This is a genomic window from Pelagibius sp. 7325 (assembly GCF_037652055.1).
Classification (GTDB): Bacteria; Pseudomonadota; Alphaproteobacteria; order Kiloniellales; family Kiloniellaceae; genus Pelagibius.
In genome coordinates this window covers 86,391-106,750 of sequence record NZ_JBBKAH010000006.1, presented here as the reverse complement: position 1 = coordinate 106,750, position 20,360 = coordinate 86,391, and the positions used below count along the sequence as shown (strand labels likewise).

Here is a 20,360-nt window from a genome sequence, read left to right as displayed (position 1 = left end):
CAATTATCCTTTTTCGCGGCGCGCTGGGGCGCGCTGATCAGGCGGCGCGGCTGCGCGCGTCGTTCTCTTGCTGTCGGTAGTCGGCGCGCACGGTCGGGCCGGCGGCACGGATGATCTCGCGGGCCGATAGCGGCTGCAGGATGCCGTCGACCTCGCTGACCTCCATGGCGTAGGGCGCGACGATCCTGCGTGCGGCGACATCGGCGGCGGCCTCAGCCAGCATCGCATCGATCGCCGCCGGGTCTCTGCTGGCGCGGCTTTCGTTGAGGTGGATCGACCACTTGCCGGAATCGGTCAGGTAGACGACGTCGCCCTCGCGCAGGCGGTTGGCGGTGACGATCTTCAAGCTGTCGGTCTTCTTGCTCATGGCGGCGGTCTCTATCCTTTGATCAGCGCTTATCAGACAGCGATGGCGCGCTGCAGTTCGGCGGCCAGGCGGGCGGCGGCATCGGCTTCCGCCAAATCGGCTTCGAGGGCCTGACGCGCGACCTCGCCGATGACGATGAGGGCGGGGCCGGCGATACCCTCGGCGTTCAGGCGTTCGCCCAGGGTCTCCAGGCGCGCGGTGACGACCCGCTGCTCCGGCCGGGTGCCGTTCTCGATGACCGCCACCGGCGTGCCGGCGGCAAGACCGTGCTCGATGAGCCGCGCGGCAACCGTGGCGGCGGTTGAGACGCCCATGTAGACGGCCAGGGTCTGCTTGCCGCTGGCGAGGCTCGCCCAGTCGAGATCGGGTTCGCCGTCCCTGGCATGTCCGGTGAGAAAGGTGACGGCCAGCGCGGTACCGCGTAGAGTTAGCGGAATGCCTGCGGCGGCGGCGCAGCCGGCGGCAGCGGTTACCCCCGGCACCACCTCGACGGCGATGCCGCGGGCCTTGAGATAGTCCATCTCCTCGCCGCCGCGCCCAAAGATAAAGGGGTCACCGCCCTTCAGGCGCACCACCCGCCTGCCGGCCAGGGCGTGCTCGGCCATCAGCGCATTGATCTCGTCCTGGGTCTTGGCGTGGTTGGCCTTGGACTTGCCGACGTAGATGCGCTCGGCGTCGCGGCGCGCGTAGTCGACAATCTCCGGGCCGACCAGCTTGTCGTAGAGCACCACGTCGGCTTCCTGCAGCCGGCGCAGCGCCTTGAAGGTCATGAGATCGGGGTCGCCCGGCCCGGCGCCCACGATGGCGACGGAGCCTGCCTCGGCCATCTGCGCCGCGCGGCCGTTGACGAGACTCAGCATGGCCTCACGCGCGCCGACCTCGTCGCCGGCCAGCACCTTGTCGGCGACCGCCCCGGTGAAGAAGCGCTCCCAGAAGCGGCGGCGCTGCAGGCCGTCGCCGATCTGCGCGGCGACGGCGCCGCGGAAGGCGCCGGCGAAGCGGGCGAGGCGGCCGAGGTTGGCCGGCAGCAGGGATTCGAGACGCTCGCGGATCTGGCGCGCGAGAATCGGTGCGTCGGCGCCGCTGGAAATGCCGATGACCAGCGGGTCACGGTCGATGATGGCCGGCGTGATGAAGGTGGAGAGGTCCGGGCGGTCGACCACATTGACCGGCACGCCGCGGGCCTGGGCTGCGGCGGAGACGGCATCGTCGACGGCATCAATCCCGGTGGCGCCGATCACCAGGGCGGTGCCGGCAACGTCCCCGGCCTGGAACGGCCGGGCGTGCCAGGTGAGCGCGCCCTCGCGCGCCAGCCGGGTGATTTCCGCATTGGCCTCGGGAGCCACCACGACGACACGGGCGTCCGCCTTTAACAGCAGACGCAGCTTGCGCGCGGCCAGCTCGCCGCCGCCCACCACCAGGCTGGGACGGATCGAGAGGTCGTGAAAGGCCGGAAAATACCGCATGCGACGCCTTCCTGGTGTTGGCCGGGCCTGTGGCGCAGGTCGGGCCGGGTGTTGATCCTCAGGTTCCGCGGCTTTTGGGGCCGCGATGGCCGTGTGCTGCCAATCTGCAGGACGGCCTCCTTTCACAATGAAGCTAGGGAGATTGGCATTATTTGTCCAGATAGAACTGTAAAAATAATTTCTATAACAAAATATTAGTGTAAATATGAGGTATTCCGATGTCCGGCTGGGATGGGCGCCTTGGCGGATGACAGGGGCGGCGCATCTGCCGTATCAAGGGGGAGAGCACTGTTCCCGGGAGTCGTCCTCATGTTCTTTTCCCCGCGCCTCGGCCTGGCGAGGGCCCTCACAACCGCGGCTGCGCTGATGGTCATGCTGGGGGGCTGTTCCTTCGCGCCGTACCGGGTCGTGGGTTCCGACGCCGCGGCCGACGCCGCCGCGGCGCAAGGTGCGGACCTGCTGCCGCGGCTGCGGCCGCTCGCCCTCGGCATCTGCTACAGCCCGGCGTTCAATGATCTGGCGGAGGTCGAGGCGGAGGCCGTCTACCGCTGCGACGGTGGCCGGCTGGAAAAGATCGACGAGGATGTCTTCTGGAACGGCTGTTCGATGAGCCAGCCGAACCGCATCAACTACATCTGCTATCCGCCCGACAAGGCCAAGCGGCTGAACTAGAACGTGGCCGTGGCGCTGCAGCCTTCGGCCAGGGCTCGCCTGTAGACGAGTTCAGCGGCGACCAGATCCTCCATTGCTATGCCCATCGCCTTGTAGACCGTGATCTCCCGGTCGTTCTCGCGCAGGGGCCGCTTGCCGAGCAATGCGTCGCCGAGGCGGATGGCATGGGCCGGGTGGATGTCCTTCAACTCCCCGCAGCCGACCGGCGGAGCCTCGAAGGCGGCATCGTCTTCAACATAGAGCTTGTGGTCCCGCGCCAGGGCGATGGGCAGTTCGCCCAGGGGAGGTGCGTAACCGACCGAACTGATGTGAGTGCCCGGGCGAACCCAATCTGCCTCGATGACCGGCTGATAGGCATGGCTCGCCAGGCAGACGACATCCGAACGCCGCACGGCGGCCTCCACATTGGCAACGGCGGTCGCTTTCCGATTTCTGGCGGCCAGTTTCTGCGCATCTTCGAAGTGAAGCGAGGCGACGAGGATTTCGTCGAAGTCGCGCACCAGGGGCAAAAGCTTCAAGTGCTCGCGCGCCTGAACGCCGGCGCCGACGATGGTAGCCACCCTGGCGTCCGGCCGGGCGAGGTGGCGGGCGGACAGCACGGCGGCGGCGGCCGTGCGGATGCCGGTGATGTAAGTTCCGTCCATCAGGCATAGCGGCACGCCGGTGGCCGCGTCGAAGAGGTTGATCATGGCCAGGTGGTTGGGCAGGTCGATTGCCAGATTTCCTTCAAAGACACAGACCATCTTCACCATGATCGGGCCGCCGGCCTTCCAGGCCGGCATGGACAGCAGGAAGCCGCTGTTCGGGACCGTGATGGCGGGGCGCGGAGGTGTCTGTATCTCGCCCAGGGCCAGCGCCCGGAAACCGTCGGCGAGCCCGTCCAGCAGGGCCCCGGGATCGAGCAGGCGCGCGACCTCCGCTTCGCTGATGGTCATAACTTTTAAGGCGCCCTTGCTGATCTCCGCAGCGCTCCTCGCTGTCCGTTCCGCCTGCTTCGTCATCACGCTCTTCCTTCAAGGTAACGTTTTTTGCGGCTGTATTCCGCCTGCTGCAGGCATTTTGCGTTTGACCCACAGGCCGCCGCAAATGACTCTGGTGCAGATACTCATTATCTGAAGTAATGGAATGGCACGGGCGCTCCTGCCTCCTTTTGCCGCTCTGCGGGCTTTCGAAGCGGTGGCAAGAACGCTGAGCTTTACCCGTGCGGCCGAGGAACTCGGCGTCACCCAGGCCGCCGTCAGCCGTCAGGTGGCCCTCCTGGAGCGGGACCTTCGAGTGCGCCTGGTTGAGCGGCGGGCCCGTCACAACGAGTTGACGCAGGCGGGCCACCGGCTCGCCACCGCCCTCCACGAAGGCTTCGACGGTATCGCCGGCGCAGTCGCGGCGGTGTCGTCGCGCCCGGCCAAGACCATCGTAACGGTCAGCGTGGCCCCCTATTTCTCCGCGTGCTGGCTGACACCCCGCATCATGCGTTTCGTCCAACAGCATCCGATGATCGATCTGCGCCTGCATCACGCCTATCAGCCGCCGGACTACCGGCATGACCTGATCGACCTCGGCATCAACTGGGGCGAGGGACATTGGCCGGGCGTCACGGCGGAGCCGGTGCTCGACGGCGCGCTGACACCGCTCTGTTCGCCGGTTTATCTGCAGCGCTACGGCGACCTGCGGCGGCCCGACGACCTGCTGCGGCATCGCCTGTTCTATGAGTTCCAGGTGGAGGACTGGTCCGCGTGGTTCGCCGCCGCCGGCGTGGCGCTCGTAGGCGAGCCCGATGCAACGCGCCTGGACGATTCCAGCGCGCTGCGGCGGGCGGCGCTGGACGGCCATGGCGTTGCGCTTTTCTTCCGCGCGCTCGCGCAGGAGGATCTCGCCGTCGGCAGCCTGGTGGAGCCTTTCGACTGTGCCGTGGATACCGGAAGCCGCTACTACCTGAACTATCCGTCCGGGCGCGACCTCACCGCCGCTGCTAAAACCTTTTGCCGGTGGCTGCGGGCGGAGGCCGGCACGGCGGTCCAGGGGAGAGGGTCGTGAGACAATGGCCCCTCCAGGCCGCACCTCAATCTGTGATGCAAAAACACAGTTGAATCACGGGGCCGGGGGGTCGCCTTCGGCAAGTTCATCCGGCCCTGATCTGCCCCGAGCGGCACTACACCGGCGCCATTCTGCCTGCACCTCGGGATCGCTTTCCTCGACCCCATGGTGCTGCTGCAGTGCCAGAAGGCTATCGGCCGGCAACAATCGCCCCAGCGCCCAGACCGCCATGGCGCGCACCAGCGGCGAGGCGTCGTCCAGCAGAGTCTCGGCGCGCGGCACCAGGTGTGGTTCGGCACTGTTGCCGATGGCGATAAGGACGTTGCGGACGAAGCGGTCGCGGCCGATGCGCTTGATCGGAGACCCGGCGAAGACGCGGCGGAAGCCCGCGTCGTCGAGTTGGGCGAGGTCGGCCAGGCGCGGCGCGGTCAGCTCGGCGCGTGGCAGGAAATTCGGCTCCGTCGTGCGCTGGGCGAACTTGTTCCACGGGCAGACGGCGAGACAGTCGTCGCAGCCGTAGATGCGATTGCCCATGGCGGCGCGGAATTCGCGCGCGATGTGCCCCTTGTGCTCGATGGTCAAGTAGGAGATGCAGCGCCGCGCGTCGAGCTTGTAGGGGCCGATGAAGGCCTTTGTCGGGCAGACGTCGAGGCAGCGCCGGCAGGAGCCGCAGTGATCCTCCTCCGCCGCATCGGGCGCGAGTTCGAGGTCGGTGAAGACCTCGCCGAGGAACAGCCAGGAGCCGAGCGCTTGGGACACCAGGTTGGAGTGCTTGCCCTGCCAGCCGAGCCCGGCGGCCTGGGCGAGGGGCTTTTCCATCACCGGCGCGGTATCGACGAAGACCTTTACCTTGGCGCCGTGACCCTCGTGCAGCCAGCGCGCCAGGGCCTTGAGGCGCTTCTTGATGAGATCGTGGTAGTCGGCGTTGCGCGCGTAAACGGAAACCGTTGCGCGGTCATGCCGATCGAGCAGCCCCATGGGATCGGCCGCGGGACCGTAGTTCTGGCCCAGCACGATGACCGTCCGTGCCTCGGGCCACAGGGTCTGCGGGTCGGCGCGCCGGTCGGCATGGGCGGCCAGCCAGTCCATATCGCCGTGGCAGCCTTCGGCCAGGAAGGCACGGAACTCGGCGCGCGCGGCCGGCGCCACCTCGGCACGCGCGAATCCGACCGCGTCAAAGCCAATTTCCAGCGCCCGGGCACGGATCGCGGCCTTGATATCGCTAGAGGGGGGCGATGTCGCCTTCCGCTTGCTGTCGCTCGAAATCGGCAACGAAATCCTCCAAGCGGCCGCCTTCGATGGCCGCGCGCAGACCGGCCATGATCTGCTGATAGTAGTGCAGATTGTGACGCGTCAGCAGGATCGGACCAAGCATCTCCTTGGCCTTGAAGAGGTGATGCATGTAGGCGCGGCTGTAGTCGGCGCAGGTCGGGCAGGGGCAATCGGGATCCAGCGGGCGCGGATCATCGCGGTGGCGCGCGTTCATCAGGTTCAACACCGCCCGGCGCGTGAAGGCCTGGCCGGTGCGCCCGCTGCGTGTCGGCAGCACGCAGTCGAACATGTCGATACCGCGCTGCACCGCGCCGACGATGTCAGCCGGCTTGCCGACGCCCATCAGGTAGCGAGGGCGGTTCCTCGGCAGATGGGGCACTGTGGCGTCGAGAGTCTCGAACATCGCCTGCTGGCCCTCGCCGACGGCGAGGCCGCCGACCGCATAGCCGTCGAAGCCGATGGCCTTCAAGGCCTCTGCCGAGCGGCGACGCAGCGCGGGATAGACGCTGCCCTGCACGATGCCGAACAGGCCATAGCCCGGCCGCCGGGTGAAGGCTTCCTTGCAGCGCGCCGCCCAGCGCATGGAGCGCTCCATTGACTCCTCGGCGACCGTCTCGGTCGCCGGGAAAGGCGTGCATTCGTCCAGCACCATCGTGATGTCGGCGTCGAGCAGTTCCTGGATCCGCATGGCGCGCTCGGGCGTGAGGTTGTGCGGCGTACCGTCCAGGTGGGAGCGGAAGGTGACGCCGTCCTCGGTGATCTTGCGCAGCTCTTCCAGGGACATGACCTGAAAGCCGCCGGAGTCCGTCAGGATCGGCCCCTGCCAGTTCATGAACCTGTGCAGGCCGCCCAGCGCGGCGACGCGCTCGGCGCCAGGGCGCAGCATCAGGTGATAGGTGTTGCCGAGGATGATCTCGGCACCGGATTGCTTCACCTGCTCCACCGTCAGGCCCTTCACCGTACCGGCGGTACCGACGGTCATGAAGGCCGGCGTGTTGACGATGCCGTGCGCGGTGGTCAGGCGTCCGCGCCGCGCCGCGCCGTCGCTAGCCAGCAGTTCGTACCCGAGTCCGAAATCACGCACGATCCGTCTCCGGCTCCAGCAGGCAGGCGTCGCCATAGGAATAGAAGCGGTAGCGCTCAGCGATGGCATGGGCGTAGGCCGCTTCCATGCGGGCCTTGCCGGCGAAGGCGCAGACCAGCATGAAGAGGGTCGAGCGCGGCAGGTGAAAATTGGTCATCAGCAGATCGACGCACTTGAAGCGGTAGCCGGGCAGGATGAAGAGGCGGGTCTCGCCGGTGAACGACGCGATGCTGCCGTCCGCCGCGGCGACGCTCTCCAGGAGGCGCAGCGAGGTGGTGCCGACGGCCACCACGCGCCCGCCGGCGGCACGCGTGGCGTTCACCGCCGCGGCGGCCTCGGCACCGATCTCGCCCCATTCGCTGTGCATGGCGTGCGCCCCGACGTCCTCGGTCTTCACCGGCAGGAAGGTGCCGGCGCCGACATGCAGGGTGACGGTGACGCGCTTGACGCCGCGTTCCTCCAAGCGCTGCAGCAGCGCTGGCGTGAAGTGCAGGCCGGCGGTCGGCGCGGCCACGGCGCCCTCGCGGCGGGCGAAGACGGTCTGGTAGTCGTGGCGGTCGCGCGGGTCGCCGGTCTTGTCGCGCTGGATGTAGGGCGGCAGCGGCATGATGCCGTGCGCCTCCAAAGCCGCCAGCAGGGCGTCGTCACGCCGGTTGAAGGCGAGCGTCACCTCGCCGGCGTCGCCCTTGCCGGTCACCGTGGCGATGAACGGGCCGTCGGCATCGGTCGCGAAGGCGATCTCGTCGCCGGGGTTCAGCTTACGCGCCGGCTTGGCGAAAGCCTTCCATGTCGCTCCTCGGCGGGTGGGGTCATCCACGGCCTGGTGCAGGGTGACCTCGACACCGGCGGTGCCGCGCCGGCCGGCCAGGCGCGCCGGAATCACCTTGGTGTCGTTGCTGACCAGCAGGTCGCCCGGCCGCAGCAGGTCCGGCAGGTCGCCGACGCGGCAGTCGGCCAGGCCTTCGCCGACATGCAGCAGGCGGGCCCGGTCGCGCGGCTCGACGGGGCGCTGGGCGATGAGATCGCGCGGGAGGTCGAAATCGAAGTCGCCAGTTCGCATGGGCGGCTGCTTGGAGGGTCCCATTGGGGTTTGCATGGGGGCAGGCTCTACCACCGCGCCGGCGGCAGGCCAAGCCGCCTCATGGCCTTTAGGTCTGGCGGCGCCCGTCAGTCGGCCGGCGGCAACAGCGGGATCGGGTCGCCGGTCTCGACGGCCGGACCGGCTGGTGCCGATCGGCTGTAGAGCCTGTCGGCGATGGTCGGTACCCGCACCTCGGGCGCGCCGCCGATATAGGCGGTTTCCGCCGGCGGCAGCGGCGCCTGGTCGACGGCTGCGCCGCCGCCGGCGTAGTCCGACGCCCGGTAGGTCAGCAGCCGGCTGCCTTCGATCACGTAAACGACGGCCGGGACGCCTGCCGGGACGCCGGTCGGGACGAATGCCGGCGCGGCCTCCAGCGCCGAGGCCGGCGGCGCGGCGGTTTCGAGGGGCGGCGGCTCGGCCTGGCCCGCCGCGGCATCGGGGCGCCCCGTGGTGCCGAAGGTCCGCGCGTAGACATCGCTGTAGGGCGATCCCGGGGAAGCGGCGTAGGTGGGGGTGAAGACGGCGGCGTCCTGGGCGCCAGCGGAACCGGCCGGCAGGGCCACCGCTAAGGCCAGGGCGAGGCGGGCGGCGGGCCGGCGGTGCGCGATGGGCGCCGCAAGACCGCTTGCAGCCGCGCGCGCGTCCTCGCCTGGCACTCGTCGGATCATGGCTTTCTCTACCGCTGTGCCGCCGAGGCGGCGGCGTGCGAGAGCATTTAGCGGCCCGGACCCGCCGGCGTCCAGCGGCGATTGCCCCGGATCGGCCGGCCGGACACAGCGCTAGTGAAGCGATTCCGCCGTGGCATCCTGATCGCCGACCGTCCGCACCAGGGCGTAAATCTGGCGCCGGACGCTGGGGTCGTTGATCCGGTTGTAGGCCTGGATGAGCTTCAATGTATCGCTCTTGCCGAGCAGATCCTGCATGCCCTCCTCGGCGGCGGCTCCGGCCTCGCTGCGCACGTCTGCGGGGTTGGACGCTTCGCCCTGCGGCGTCAGTCCCTGGTAGAAGTAGGCCACTGGTACGCGCAGCACCCGCGCCAGATGAAACAGGCGGCTGGCGAAGATGCGGTTGGTGCCGCGCTCGTACTTCTGGATCTGCTGGAAAGTGATGCCGAGCGCGCGCGCCAGGGTTTCCTGGCTGAAGCCCATGGCCAGGCGGCGCAGGCGCAGGCGCGATCCGATGCAGATGTCGATGGGATCCGGGGAAGCAAGAGGTTCACTGGGTTTTTCGGTCACTCTGGATCTCTTTGGTTATTGTTGTTCGACCCAGCGGCGATGGGTAGGAACTCGACATAGCGGAGAAGTTGAATCAGAGCCCAGGCTTAGCGCAAAGCCGCCAGGCCGATCAAGCGCGCGAAATGATCAGAGGAGAACTGATCATCGTGCTTACAGCCTGCGCGCGCAGATTCCGTGCAGGTTGATCAGTAAAGGGGGTAGGCCCTAAATCTCGGACTTGCGCCAGAAAGCGCGCTCATCAGCCGATGCTGCCCCGCAGGGGCGCTCACGGGTGCCGTCCATCGCCGCCGGCAGGCTGCCGGCGTTCTGCGCGAATAGGTCGCGCAGCGCGCGCAGGATGGGGGCAACGTCGGTACTGGCGACCGAGTAGTAAACGGTCTGCGCCGAGCGGCGGGTCTTCACCAGGTTGTCGCGGCGCAGCTTGGCCAGGTGTTGGGACAGTGCCGACTGGCTGAGGCCCACCAGCTTGCACAGTTCGGTCACCGAATGCTCACGTTCCGAGAGGTAGCAGAGGATGGCCAGACGCCGCTCGTTGCCCATCGCCTTCAGCAACCGGCTGGCTCTTCCCGCTGTCAGCAATAGAGGACCATATGGCATGGAGGTGATACTTGTTCGCGAACAGTGATGGTCAAGGCCCCCTCGATCTTTTTTGCGCCAGACGATATCTATGGGCCTGCAGTCCCTGAGAGCTGCCCGCCGGCGGGCAGCGTTGGAAGCAGGAAGCCTGAGGGAGCCCCGGAGAGCCGATGACGACCACTGTATTGGATGCAACTGGCCTGAAGTGCCCCTTGCCCGTGCTGCGCGCGCGCAAGGCGATGAAGGGCGTGGCTGCCGGCGATCTTCTTGAGATCAAGGCAACCGATCCGGGCGCCGTTAAGGATTTCCAATCGTTCTGCGAAACCACCGGCGACGAGCTGGTGGAGTGGCGCGAGGATGGCGGGGTCTTCGTCTTCCGTATCCGCAAGGCCGGGTGAGCGCCGCCTATCGTTCTAGGAGCCTTCCTCGACCTTCACCGGAATGCCGGGGCGCAGGCGCTCGTTGCCGCGCACGACGACAAGGTCGCCGGCGGCGAGGCCCTCGACCACTTCGAAGCGGTTGCCGACCGCCTCCCCGACGATGACCTTGCGCGAATCCGCGATCCCGTCGGCGACGATGAAAACGATGGTGTCGCCTGAGCGCTGGATGACGGCGTCCTTGTGCACCGAGACAACCTCGCGCGGCGCGCCGAGCGGCACCTGCAGCGTGGCCGACTGCTCGTTGGCCAGCAGGCCGGCGATGCCGGCGGCCGCGGCGCCGAAGTCGGGCGTGAAGCGCACGGCGCGCGTGCGCGTCAGGGGGTTTTCGTCGGGGATGATCGCGCGCACCGTGGCCTTGAAGGTGATGCCGTCATCGAGCCTGCCGTCCAGCACGGTGCCGGGGGTAAGGCCGGGCAGGCGGTTGGACGGCACGTCGGCCTCCACCTCCAGGCTGTGGTCGGCGATCATATTGACCAACGCGTCGCCTTCGCTGACATAGGCCCCCGTTTCGCTGAGGCGGCGCGAGATGACGCCGTCGTAGGGCGCCTTGATCTGCGTATAGTCGAGGTTGATCTCGGCGAGGCGCAGGAGGGCGCGGGCGGAAGTCACCGAGGCTTCGGCCTCCCGCGCCCCGGCCTCGGCGATGACGACCTGCTGACGCACGTCGTCGAAGCGCGCCTGGCTGAAGGCGGCGGACTTCTTCAGGCCTTCGATGCGTTGCAGCTCCTGCCGTGAGAGGGCGATCTCGGCCTTGCGCGTGTCCAGTTCGGCGCGCGCCAGGGCGAGGCCGGCGGCCGCCAGATCGCGCTCCGCCTTCATGGTGGAGTCATCGAGCACGGCGATGACGTCGCCGGCGCTGATGCGGTCGCCGACCTGAACGCGGAACTCCAGGATCGGCCCGCTGACCCGTGCGGCGACGAGGCCGGCCTGCTGCGCCACCAGACGGCCGATCACCGGCACGGTCTGGGTCAGGGGCTCGCTGCGCACGGCATCGACGTGCACCGGGGCGGGCGTCTGCTGGGCCCAGGCGCTCCCTTCGGCCAGCGCGGCGAGGCCGGCGAGGACACAGACCAGGAGGCCCGGCCAGGCCGGGCGACGCCTGCGCGTGGTCCGCCCAGCGGACCAGTGAACGGATCGGTTCAAGATGCTCTCCACGGCCCTTCTTTCGGCGCCTCTACCGGACGCTCTGCCGCCCAACATGGGCGCGCGCCGCCGGGCAAGTCAATGGCACGCGCCGCCGGTCTGCCGCACCCCTTGCGGCAGGCCGCCCAAATTGCCCGGTTAAGTTGGCCGGCCAATGATTCTATGATATCGCCATGCACTGCCGATTCATCCCCGCCGTCCTTTCCCCCTGCCGAGCTCATTTATGACGACACTCCTCTTCAGCCATCCCGCCTGCGAGCAGCACATTCCCGACAGCGGTCATCCGGAAGGCCCGGTTCGCCTGAGGGCGATCCGCCAGGCCCTCTCGGTGCCGGAGTTCGACGCGCTGCTGCGGCGCGAGGCGCCGCGGGCCGAGGAGAGCCAGATCGCCCGCGTGCATCCCGGCAGCTTCGTGCGTGATCTGCTGGATCAGGTGCCCGCGACCGGCGAGATCCACCTGGATGCCGACACCATCATGTCGCCGGGCTCCGGCGAGGCGGCGTTGCGCGCTGCCGGCGCGGTGGTCGCGGCGGTCGATGCCGTGATGGCGGGCGAAGCGGACAATGCCTTCTGCGCCACCCGCCCGCCCGGCCACCATGCCGAGCCCGACCATGCCATGGGCTTCTGCCTGTTCAACAACGTGGCCGTGGGTGCCCTGCACGCGCGCGAGGCGCACGGTCTGCACCGCATCGCGGTGGTGGATTTCGACGTTCACCACGGCAACGGCACCCAGGCGGCGTTCTGGGGCGATCCGGACCTGTTTTACGCATCGACCCACCAGAGCCCGCTCTATCCGGGCACTGGGTCGACGCGCGAGCGCGGCGTCAACGCCAACATCGTCAACGTGCCGCTGCCGCCCAACGCGGGTTCGAAGGAATTCCGCCAGGCCATGCGCGACAACGTCGTGCCGGCGCTGACCAGCTTCCAGCCGGAGTTCCTCTTCATCTCCGCCGGCTTCGACGCCCATGCCGAGGATCCGCTGGCGGGGCTCAATTTCACCGAGGAGGACTTTGCCTGGGCGACCACGGAATTGCTGGCGCTCGCGCGCAATGCCTGCGGTGGCCGCCTTGTCTCCGTGCTCGAAGGCGGCTACAACCCGGCCGCCCTGGGGCGCAGCGTGGCGGCTCATGTCCGGGTGCTGATGCAAGGCTGAGCCGGCGTGGCATTTCCGCCTTTGCGGCGGGCCCGGGCAAAGAAGGAGCAACCGCCGAGGAAAGGCTGTTGTTTCTGCGGCGCCTGAGGCATGTTCGGAAGGTCGGTTCGGTGCCGGTTCCGGGCGGATTTTGAACGATTCCGGCAAACTGGACCGAGAGTGGAACCCCACGGGTTGAGAAGGGGGTCGCTGAAGAGAAGCGAGAGAACTGGGTATGGCAGACAACAATATTCCCGCTGATATCAGCAAGATGTCCTTCGAACAGGCGCTCGACGAGCTGAAGGCGATCGTCGCCAAGCTGGAGCAGGGCCAGGGCACGCTGGACAGCGCCATCGGCGACTATGACCGGGGCGCCGCGCTGAAGCGCCATTGCGACAGCAAGCTGCGCGAGGCCCAGGCGAAGATCGAGAAGATCAGCCTTTCCGCCAGTGGCGGGGTGAGCAGCGAGCCGCTCGATGTCGAATAGCAGCGCCAAGGCCCAGGGCGGCGCCCAGGCAGACGTCTGGTCGGCCGGGGACGTCAGCCTGGAGGCGGCGCTTGCCGCCCAGGGCGATGCCGTCACCCAGGTGCTCGACAGCCTGCTGGCGCCGGTCGACGGTCCGCGTGGCCGGGTGATCGAGGCGATGCGCTACGGCGCGCTCGGCGGCGGCAAGCGTCTTCGGCCGTTCCTGGTCTGCGAGTCGGCCCGGCTGTTCGACGTGCCTCGGGCTTCGGCGCTCAGGGTCGCGGCCGCCATCGAGATGGTGCACTGCTACAGCCTGATCCACGACGACCTGCCGGCGATGGACGACAGCGCCCTGCGCCGCGGCCGGCCGACCGCCCATGTCGCCTTCGACGAAGCAACAGCGATTCTTGCCGGCGACGGCCTGCTGACCGAGGCTTTCACCGTGCTGGCCGATGCGCTGACGCACGACAAGGCAGAGGTCCGCATCGCCCTGGTCGCCGCCCTGGCGGCTGCTGCCGGTGCCGCCGGCATGGTCGGCGGCCAGATGATCGACATGTCGCCGGAGCGCACCGGGCTGGACCTCGCGGGGATCTCCCACCTGCAGAGTCTGAAGACAGGCGCACTCATCCGGTTTTCCTGCGAGGCCGGCGCGATCCTTGCCGAAGCCGGCCACGCCGAGCGCGAGGCCCTCGTCCGCTATGCTGAGGACCTCGGCCTCGCCTTCCAGATCGCCGACGACCTGCTCGACGCCCAGAGTACGCCAGAGGCGCTGGGCAAGCCCACGGGGCAAGATGCGAGCCTCGGAAAGGCCACATTCGTCGGCCAGCTTGGCATTGAAAAAGCGCGGGAAAAGGCCGAATCGTTGGTCCGGTCTGCCTGCGCACGACTTGATCTTTTCGGTGAAAAGGCAGACCTTCTTAGGCAGACGGCGGCTTTCGTCGTCTCCCGCCGGTCCTGATGCGCGCTTTGCGGGGGTTGAGCGCGACGGCACAGGGACGGAGAGGCCGGCTGCTTGGGGCGGCCGGGTGTTGGAGAGACAATCAGATGCCGCAAAGGCATCAGGAGCGATAAACGGCGTGGCACAAATCGGTCATAACAGTCGTCCAACCCCCCTTTTGGACGAAATCAACATTCCGGCAGACCTGCGAAAGCTCGACGAGAGCCAGTTGCGCGATCTTGCCGACGAACTGCGCGCGGAGATGATCGAGGCGGTCTCGGTGACCGGCGGCCATCTCGGCGCCGGCCTGGGCGTTGTCGAGCTGACGGCGGCGCTGCACTACGTTTTCGACACGCCGCGGGACAAGCTGATCTGGGACGTCTCGCACCAGTGCTATCCGCATAAGATTCTGACCGGCCGGCGCGACCGGATCCGCACCCTGCGCCAGGGGGGCGGCCTGTCCGGTTTCACCAACCGCAAGGAGAGCGAGTACGATCCTTTCGGCGCGGCGCACAGCTCGACCTCCATCTCCGCCGGCCTCGGCTTCTCGGTCGCACGCGACCTGCGCGGCGAAGACAATGCGGTCATCGCGGTGATCGGCGACGGCGCCATGAGCGCCGGCATGGCCTACGAGGCGATGAACAACGCGGGCGCGATGAACTCGCGCCTCATCGTCATCCTCAACGACAACGACATGTCGATCGCGCCGCCGGTCGGCGCCATGAGCGCCTACCTGTCGCAGCTGATCTCGTCGAAGCCGTTCCTCTCGGTGCGCCAGATCGGGCGCCAGCTGGCCAAACGCTTTCCGCGCCCCATCGAGATGGCGGCCAAGCGCGCCGAGGAATACGCGCGCGGCTTCCTGACCGGCGGCACGCTGTTCGAGGAACTCGGCTTCTTCTATGTCGGGCCGATCGACGGGCACAATCTGGACCATCTGCTGCCGGTGCTGAAGAACGTCCGTGATTCGCACTACGAGGGGCCGGTGCTGATCCACTGCGTGACGCAGAAGGGCAAGGGCTACGAGCCGGCCGAGGCCGCCGCCGACAAGTACCACGGGGTCGCCAAGTTCGACGTGGTGACCGGCAAGCAGGCCAAGAGCACGCCCAAGGCGCCGAGCTACCAGAATGTCTTCGCCAAGGGCCTCATCGCCGAGGCGGAGCACGACGACAAGATTGTCGCGGTCACCGCCGCCATGCCGTCGGGCACCGGTCTCAATCTTTTCGGCGAGCGGTTTCCGGCGCGCACCTTCGATGTCGGCATCGCCGAGCAGCACGCAGTGACCTTCTGTGCCGGCATGGCCTGCGAGGGCTTCAAGCCCTTTGCCGCGATCTATTCCACCTTCCTGCAGCGCGGCTACGACCAGGTGGTGCACGACGTGGCGATCCAGAGCCTGCCGGTGCGCTTCGCCATCGACCGCGCCGGCATGGTCGGCGCCGACGGCGTCACCCACCAGGGCAGCTACGACCTGACCTACCTCGGCTGCTTGCCGAACTTCGTCATCATGGCGCCGAGCGACGAAGTGGAACTGATGCACATGGTCGCGACCGCCTGCCGGATCGACGACCGTCCCTCGGCAATGCGTTACCCGCGCGGCGAGGCCAGCGGCATCGCCATGCCGGATCGCGGCACGCCGCTGGAGATCGGTAAAGGGCGCATCCTGCGCGAGGGCGGCAAGGTGGCGATCCTCTCGCTGGGCACGCGCCTGGCAGATGCGCTGGCGGCCGCCGAGGACCTCGCCGCGCGCGGGCTGTCCACCACGGTGGCCGATGCGCGCTTCGCCAAGCCGCTGGACGAGGATCTGGTGCGCCGCCTGGCGCGCGAGCACGAGGTGCTGGTGACGGTGGAGGAGGGCGCCATCGGCGGCTTCGCCACGTTGGTCATGCACCAGCTCGCCCGTGAAGGCATCTTCGACAAGGGCCTGAAGTTCCGTCCGATGACGCTGCCTGATGTGTTCATCGATCACGAGAAGCCTGACGTGCAGATCGCCCAGGCTGGGCTGGACCGGGCCGGAATCGTGGCGACGGTTCTGGGTGCGCTTGGTCAGGCGGCAATGGAATCTCCTGCAAGGGCTTGAAAAATCGACATTTTCTGGCTTTGAGCGCATAGCCGCCCTGCGCGCTGGAAGGGTTTCCCGCGTCGTCTGACGTCGTCATAGTGCAAACATGTCCGGATCGACTCTGCCGAACGCTGCGGCGCTTGCCGCTGGCGCACCTTCTGCTGCCGCTTTGTGGCGCCGCGAGATCTTCGCGACGCTGCGCCTGTCTGCGCCGCTGGTGCTTACCCAGCTGGCGATGATCGGCATCAACACCACCGACATCGTGATGATGGGCTGGCTGGGCCCCGACGAACTGGCCGCCGGGGCGCTGGGCATGAACATCTACATGCCGCTCTATCTCTTCGGCATGGGCATCGCCACGGTGGTGGCCCCGATGGCCGCGCAGGCGCTCGGCGCGCGCGACTTCCGCGGCGTGCGCCGCACGGTGCGCCAGGGGTTCTGGCTGACGCTGCTGTTCGGCGCGGTGTTCACCGCGATCATTTTCTATGGGCGGCATGTGCTGCTGGCGACCGGCCAGAACCCGGCCATTTCGCTCCTGGCAGAGGATTACCTGCAGGCGGTGGCCTGGGCGCTGATTCCCAGCCTGTGGTTCGTGGTGCTGCGCTGCTTCGTGACGGCGCACTCACGGCCGCGCTCGGTGCTGATCATCATGCTGCTCGCCGTCGCGGTCAACGCAGTCTCCAACTACGGTCTGATGTTCGGCAACTTCGGCCTGCCGCGCTGGGAGCTGACGGGCGCCGGGATCACCAGCTCGGTGGTCTCGCTGCTGTCGTTCCTCGCTCTGCTCGGCTACGTGCAGTGGGACCGGCGCTTCAAGCGCTATGCGGTGATGGGGCGCTTCTGGCGGCCCGACTGGGGCCGTTTCGTCGAGCTGTTTCGCGTCGGCGTACCGATCGGCCTCACCATCGTCGCCGAGGCCGGGCTGTTTTCGGCCGCCGCCTTCCTCATGGGCCTCATCAGCATCGAGGCGCTGGCCGCCCACGCCATCGCCCTGCAGTGCGCCGCCGTCGCCTTCATGGTGCCGCTCGGCCTCGGCCAGGCGGCGGTGGTGCGCGTCGGCCTCGCCGCCGGCGCGCGCGACCGCGACGGCGTGGGGCGTGCCGGCTGGGCGGCACTGATCGCCGGTCTGCTGTTCATGGGGATTTCGGCGCTGACCTTCTGGTTCGCCGGTGGCTGGCTGGTGGGACTCTTCCTCGACGCCTCGGCGCCGGAGAACGCGGCGGTGATCGAACTGGCGGTTGCCTTCCTGGTCATCGCCGCGCTGTTCCAGCTGGTCGACGGCGGCCAGGTCATCGGGGTCCATGTCCTACGCGGCTTGAAGGACACCACGGTGCCCATGTGGCTTGCCATCGGCGGCTACTGGGCGGTCGGCTTCGTCGCCTCGGTGGTGCTGGCTTTTCCGCTCGGCCTCGGCGGTCGCGGGGTGTGGATCGGGCTCGCCCTGGGCCTCGCCTTCGTCGCCCTTGCGGTTGTCTGGCGCTTCCACCGGCGCGCGCGCCTGCTGCCCAACGGCGGGCTCCCGCTCCGATGAGCCAGGCGAAGCCCGGCAAGGCGAGAGCCGCAAAAACCAGAGCAGACGTCGCGCTGGTCGAGCGGGGCCTGGTGGAAAGCCGCGCCAAAGCGCAGGCGCTCATCATGGCCGGCAAGGTCTTCGCCGGCGAGCGCAAGCTCGCCAAGCCCGGCGAGAGCGTCACCGAGGATCAGGCCCTGGAGGTGCGTGGCCAGGACCATCCCTGGGTCAGCCGTGGCGGCCTGAAGCTGGCGCACGCCCTGGAAGCTTTCGATCTCGATCCGGCGGGCCAGATCTGCCTCGACATCGGCGCTTCGACCGGCGGCTTTACCGACGTGCTGCTCCAGCACGGCGCGGCCAAGGTCTATGCCGTCGATGTCGGGCACGGGCAACTGGCCTGGAAGCTGCGCAACGATCCGCGCGTGGCGGTGCTGGAGCGTATCAACGCGCGCACTCTGACGGCCGAGCAGGTGCCGGAGCCGGCGGACCTTTTGGTCTGCGACGCCAGCTTCATCGGCCTGGAGGTGCTGTTGCCGGCGCCGATGGCATTGACCGGGCCCCGGGCCGCGATGGCGGTCCTCATCAAGCCGCAGTTCGAAGTCGGCAAGGCGCGCGTCGGCAAGGGCGGCGTCGTGCGCGACCCGGTGCTGCACGCGGAAGTCTGCGCGCGCATCGAGGCCTGGGTGAATACGCAAGCCGGCTGGCGTGTGGAAGGCATCGTCGAAAGCCCGGTCACCGGCCCCGAGGGCAACAAGGAATTCCTGCTGGTGGCGAAGAAAGAGACCGCATGACAATTGTCATGCGCGGACTTGATCTGCGCATCCATTGTTCCGCAATCCCGCTGCTGCTCCAGGGACCCGCGGGTGACAGACAAAGACGGAACGGCGCCTAACTTCGTCCCTCAAATCCCAGCAGCACGTTCACGGCGTTCACACCGATCTCGGCCACCGCGTAGCCGCCCTCCATGACGAAGAGCGTCGGCTTGCCCAGCTTGGCGATGGTCTCGCCGATCTTCAGGTAGTCCGGCGACTTCAGCTTGAACTGCGAGATCGGGTCCTTCTCGAAGGTGTCGACGCCCAGAGAGACGACGACCATGTCCGGCCCGTAGGCGGCGATCTTCTTGCAGGCATCGTCCAGCGCGGCGCTCCAGGCATCGAAGCCGCTGCCCCAGACCAGCGGGTAGTTGGCATTGCAGCCTTCGCCCTTGCCAGCGCCGGTCTCGTCTTCGTAGCCAAGGAAGAAGGGGTACTCCTGCTTCGGGTGGCCGTGGATCGAAGCGAAGAAGACGTCCGGACGGTCGTAAAAGATCGCCTGGGTGCCGTTGCCGTGATGGTAGTCGACGTCGAGGATGGCGACCCGCGCGGCGCCGGAATCGATGAAGGACTGCGCGGCGATGGCGGCGTTGTTGAGGAAGCAGTAGCCGCCGTAGAAATCCGCGGCCGCGTGGTGTCCGGGCGGACGGCACAGCGCGAAGGCGGACCTGGCGCCGTCGCGGACCATGTCTGCGGCGGTCAGCGCCACGTCGGCGGCGGCGGTGGCGGCCTGCCAGGTTCCGCTGGTGATCGGCGTGCCGGCGTCGAAGGAATAGTAGGAGAGCTTGCCGTCGATGTAGTCCGGCTCGATCTGGCGCAGGCCGCGGACCGCCCAGACCAGGGGCAGCGCCTCGTAGTCGCGGCCTTCGGCGGTCCACATATCCCAGGCCTTGGAGAGGAAGTCGACGTAGCCGGCGTCGTGCACCTTCAGCACCGGGTCGAGGCCGTGCGCGGTCGGCTCTACCACGAGGCCAAGGTCGACCGCCTTCACACGGTCGAGCACCGTCTCGGCGCGCGACGGCATCTCGACAGCGGGCTGCATCTGGCCGTTGATGAGCTCCAGCTTGGCGTGGTGGAGCTTGTGCTTTTCACTGTAGACGGTCTTCACGCAGCGGGTTCCTCGACAATGGAAATGTGATCGGCGCGCCAGGTGCCGGGCCAGACCTCCGCGCCGCTCTCGCGCAGACGGCGGATCTCCGCGAAGGGTATATTGTGGGCGAAGAGCACCGGGCCGTCGCCCTCATGCTCGGCCAGCGGCGGAATATCCTCGAGGACGCCGTTCATGCCGAGACTCGGCTCGCAGGGCAGGTAGAGCGCGCAGGCGGAAACGTTGGTCGGATTCTGCGTCGTGCCGGGCGCGCGGCCGATGGTGCCGCAGGCGCCGACGGCGCACATCAGTTCGACCGCGCGCGCCTTGGCGCAGCCGAAGACGCGGGAATAGCCGGAGAGCTTGCCGGTCATCGAGGGCACAAGAATGAGGTCGGGCCGCAGTGGCGCCAGCTTCTGCGACAGCGCCGGCATCTCGATGTCGAGGCAGATGAGCGTCACGATCTTCAGGCCCTGCCACTCGACAAGGTGGACCTCCTTGCCGGGCACGAGATCCCAGCTTTCGGGATCCTGTTCCCCGGGGGTGAGGGAAAGCTTGTCCTGCGGGATGACCCGCCCGTCGGGCAGCAGCAGCCAGGCGCGGTTGCTGTAACCGCCTTCACCATCCCCTTCCAGCGCCCAGGGCATGGAGCCGGCGAGGAGGCCGATGCCGTGCTTTGCCGCCAGCGGGCGCAGCAGCTCCACGGCGGCCGGCGCCTGTTCGGCCATCCAGGCGATCTCGCGTTCGGGCGCGAGGCCTTCCGGTTTGAACGACAGCCAGGCCTCGCAGGCGTATTCCGGCATCACCAGCAGCTTGGCGCCGGCTTGCGCGGCCTCGGCCATCTTGGCCTCAACGTGCGCCGCCCAGGCCTCGAGTCCGTTGAGCGGCGTGGCGAGATTGGTGGCCCAGAGGGCGAGGGAGAAGGGGGAGATATCGGTCATGGGGGGAATATCGGTCGGCGGAGGGCGGGCCGCAAGACCCGCCCTCGCC

General features: G+C 68.0%; 21 protein-coding genes. 9 read left to right on the top strand and 12 right to left on the bottom strand.

The genetic code is table 11. From position 1 onward, the window contains the following. Positions 1 to 37 precede the first annotated feature (37 nt). On the bottom strand, positions 38 to 367 hold the full coding sequence (locus WDC82_RS16545; RefSeq protein WP_340118466.1) for a DUF2849 domain-containing protein: 330 nt from the start codon (positions 365 to 367) through the stop codon (positions 38 to 40). Between the two features lie 32 nt (positions 368 to 399). Beyond that, on the bottom strand, positions 400 to 1,833 hold the full coding sequence (gene cysG / locus WDC82_RS16540) for a siroheme synthase CysG (protein WP_340118465.1): 1,434 nt from the start codon (positions 1,831 to 1,833) through the stop codon (positions 400 to 402). A 309-nt stretch (positions 1,834 to 2,142) separates the two neighbouring features. On the opposite strand from cysG, the gene WDC82_RS16535 reads away from it, so the two are divergent. Continuing rightward, a complete protein-coding gene (locus WDC82_RS16535; protein ID WP_340118464.1) occupies positions 2,143 to 2,505 on the top strand; it encodes a hypothetical protein in 363 nt (120 codons plus the stop codon). Here WDC82_RS16535 and WDC82_RS16530 read toward each other — a convergent pair. Beyond that, positions 2,502 to 3,506, bottom strand: a complete 1,005-nt coding sequence (locus WDC82_RS16530; RefSeq protein ID WP_340118463.1) for an ornithine cyclodeaminase family protein — start codon at positions 3,504 to 3,506, stop codon at positions 2,502 to 2,504. The two genes, WDC82_RS16535 and WDC82_RS16530, sit on opposite strands and share 4 nt — an antisense overlap. A gap of 124 nt (positions 3,507 to 3,630) precedes the next feature. On the opposite strand from WDC82_RS16530, the gene WDC82_RS16525 reads away from it, so the two are divergent. Further along, entirely contained in the window at positions 3,631 to 4,539 is a 909-nt protein-coding gene (locus tag WDC82_RS16525; RefSeq protein ID WP_340118462.1) for a LysR substrate-binding domain-containing protein, read from the top strand. A gap of 54 nt (positions 4,540 to 4,593) precedes the next feature. On the opposite strand, the gene queG is transcribed toward WDC82_RS16525, so the two are convergent. The 6 genes from queG to WDC82_RS16495 form a co-directional block, all read right to left on the bottom strand. Next, positions 4,594 to 5,805 carry a tRNA epoxyqueuosine(34) reductase QueG gene (gene queG / locus WDC82_RS16520; RefSeq protein ID WP_370661561.1) on the bottom strand — a complete coding sequence of 404 codons (1,212 nt, stop codon included), beginning with the start codon at positions 5,803 to 5,805 and terminating at the stop codon, positions 4,594 to 4,596. Next, complete coding sequence (gene tgt / locus WDC82_RS16515; RefSeq protein ID WP_340118460.1) at positions 5,762 to 6,895, bottom strand: tRNA guanosine(34) transglycosylase Tgt; 1,134 nt, start codon at positions 6,893 to 6,895, stop codon at positions 5,762 to 5,764. The genes queG and tgt overlap by 44 nt, the downstream gene beginning before the upstream one ends. Then, positions 6,888 to 7,955, bottom strand: coding sequence for a tRNA preQ1(34) S-adenosylmethionine ribosyltransferase-isomerase QueA (gene queA, locus WDC82_RS16510; RefSeq protein ID WP_340118459.1), 1,068 nt, complete (start codon positions 7,953 to 7,955; stop codon positions 6,888 to 6,890). The genes tgt and queA overlap by 8 nt, the downstream gene beginning before the upstream one ends. 107 nt (positions 7,956 to 8,062) lie before the next feature. Beyond that, entirely contained in the window at positions 8,063 to 8,644 is a 582-nt protein-coding gene (locus WDC82_RS16505; protein WP_340118458.1) for a hypothetical protein, read from the bottom strand. Between the two features lie 111 nt (positions 8,645 to 8,755). Beyond that, positions 8,756 to 9,211: a helix-turn-helix transcriptional regulator gene (locus tag WDC82_RS16500; protein WP_340118457.1), complete on the bottom strand. Its 456-nt coding sequence runs from the start codon at positions 9,209 to 9,211 to the stop codon at positions 8,756 to 8,758. A 204-nt stretch (positions 9,212 to 9,415) separates the two neighbouring features. Then, the gene (locus tag WDC82_RS16495; RefSeq protein ID WP_370661558.1) at positions 9,416 to 9,763 is read right to left on the bottom strand and encodes an ArsR/SmtB family transcription factor; all 348 of its coding nucleotides are present in this window, start codon (positions 9,761 to 9,763) and stop codon (positions 9,416 to 9,418) included. 194 nt (positions 9,764 to 9,957) lie between these two features. Here WDC82_RS16495 and WDC82_RS16490 point away from each other — a divergent pair, with 194 nt between their 5' ends. Then, entirely contained in the window at positions 9,958 to 10,185 is a 228-nt protein-coding gene (locus tag WDC82_RS16490; protein ID WP_340118455.1) for a sulfurtransferase TusA family protein, read from the top strand. Between the two features lie 15 nt (positions 10,186 to 10,200). Here WDC82_RS16490 and WDC82_RS16485 read toward each other — a convergent pair whose 3' ends face one another. Then, positions 10,201 to 11,370, bottom strand: a complete 1,170-nt coding sequence (locus WDC82_RS16485) for an efflux RND transporter periplasmic adaptor subunit (RefSeq protein ID WP_340118454.1) — start codon at positions 11,368 to 11,370, stop codon at positions 10,201 to 10,203. A gap of 223 nt (positions 11,371 to 11,593) precedes the next feature. On the opposite strand from WDC82_RS16485, the gene WDC82_RS16480 reads away from it, so the two are divergent. The 6 genes from WDC82_RS16480 to WDC82_RS16455 all read left to right on the top strand — a co-directional run bounded on the left by WDC82_RS16480 (position 11,594) and on the right by WDC82_RS16455 (position 18,262). Further along, complete coding sequence (locus WDC82_RS16480; RefSeq protein WP_340118453.1) at positions 11,594 to 12,523, top strand: histone deacetylase family protein; 930 nt, start codon at positions 11,594 to 11,596, stop codon at positions 12,521 to 12,523. A 214-nt stretch (positions 12,524 to 12,737) separates the two neighbouring features. After that, positions 12,738 to 12,989 (top strand): exodeoxyribonuclease VII small subunit, encoded by a 252-nt coding sequence (locus tag WDC82_RS16475; RefSeq protein WP_340118452.1) that lies wholly within the window; start codon positions 12,738 to 12,740, stop codon positions 12,987 to 12,989. Further along, positions 12,979 to 13,926, top strand: coding sequence for a polyprenyl synthetase family protein (locus WDC82_RS16470; protein ID WP_340118451.1), 948 nt, complete (start codon positions 12,979 to 12,981; stop codon positions 13,924 to 13,926). Before WDC82_RS16475 ends, WDC82_RS16470 begins: the two co-directional genes overlap by 11 nt. A 118-nt stretch (positions 13,927 to 14,044) precedes the next feature. Continuing rightward, entirely contained in the window at positions 14,045 to 15,979 is a 1,935-nt protein-coding gene (gene dxs, locus WDC82_RS16465) for a 1-deoxy-D-xylulose-5-phosphate synthase (RefSeq protein ID WP_370661557.1), read from the top strand. Between the two features lie 88 nt (positions 15,980 to 16,067). Next, positions 16,068 to 17,492, top strand: a complete 1,425-nt coding sequence (locus tag WDC82_RS16460; protein WP_340118450.1) for an MATE family efflux transporter — start codon at positions 16,068 to 16,070, stop codon at positions 17,490 to 17,492. Continuing rightward, entirely contained in the window at positions 17,489 to 18,262 is a 774-nt protein-coding gene (locus tag WDC82_RS16455) for a TlyA family RNA methyltransferase (protein WP_340118449.1), read from the top strand. Before WDC82_RS16460 ends, WDC82_RS16455 begins: the two co-directional genes overlap by 4 nt. Before the next feature lie 97 nt (positions 18,263 to 18,359). Here the strand turns inward: WDC82_RS16455 and WDC82_RS16450 are convergent, their stop codons facing one another. Beyond that, positions 18,360 to 19,391 carry a histone deacetylase family protein gene (locus tag WDC82_RS16450; RefSeq protein WP_340118448.1) on the bottom strand — a complete coding sequence of 344 codons (1,032 nt, stop codon included), beginning with the start codon at positions 19,389 to 19,391 and terminating at the stop codon, positions 18,360 to 18,362. Then, entirely contained in the window at positions 19,388 to 20,311 is a 924-nt protein-coding gene (locus tag WDC82_RS16445) for a nitrilase-related carbon-nitrogen hydrolase (protein WP_340118447.1), read from the bottom strand. Before WDC82_RS16445 ends, WDC82_RS16450 begins: the two co-directional genes overlap by 4 nt. Between the last annotated feature and the right edge of the window lie 49 nt (positions 20,312 to 20,360).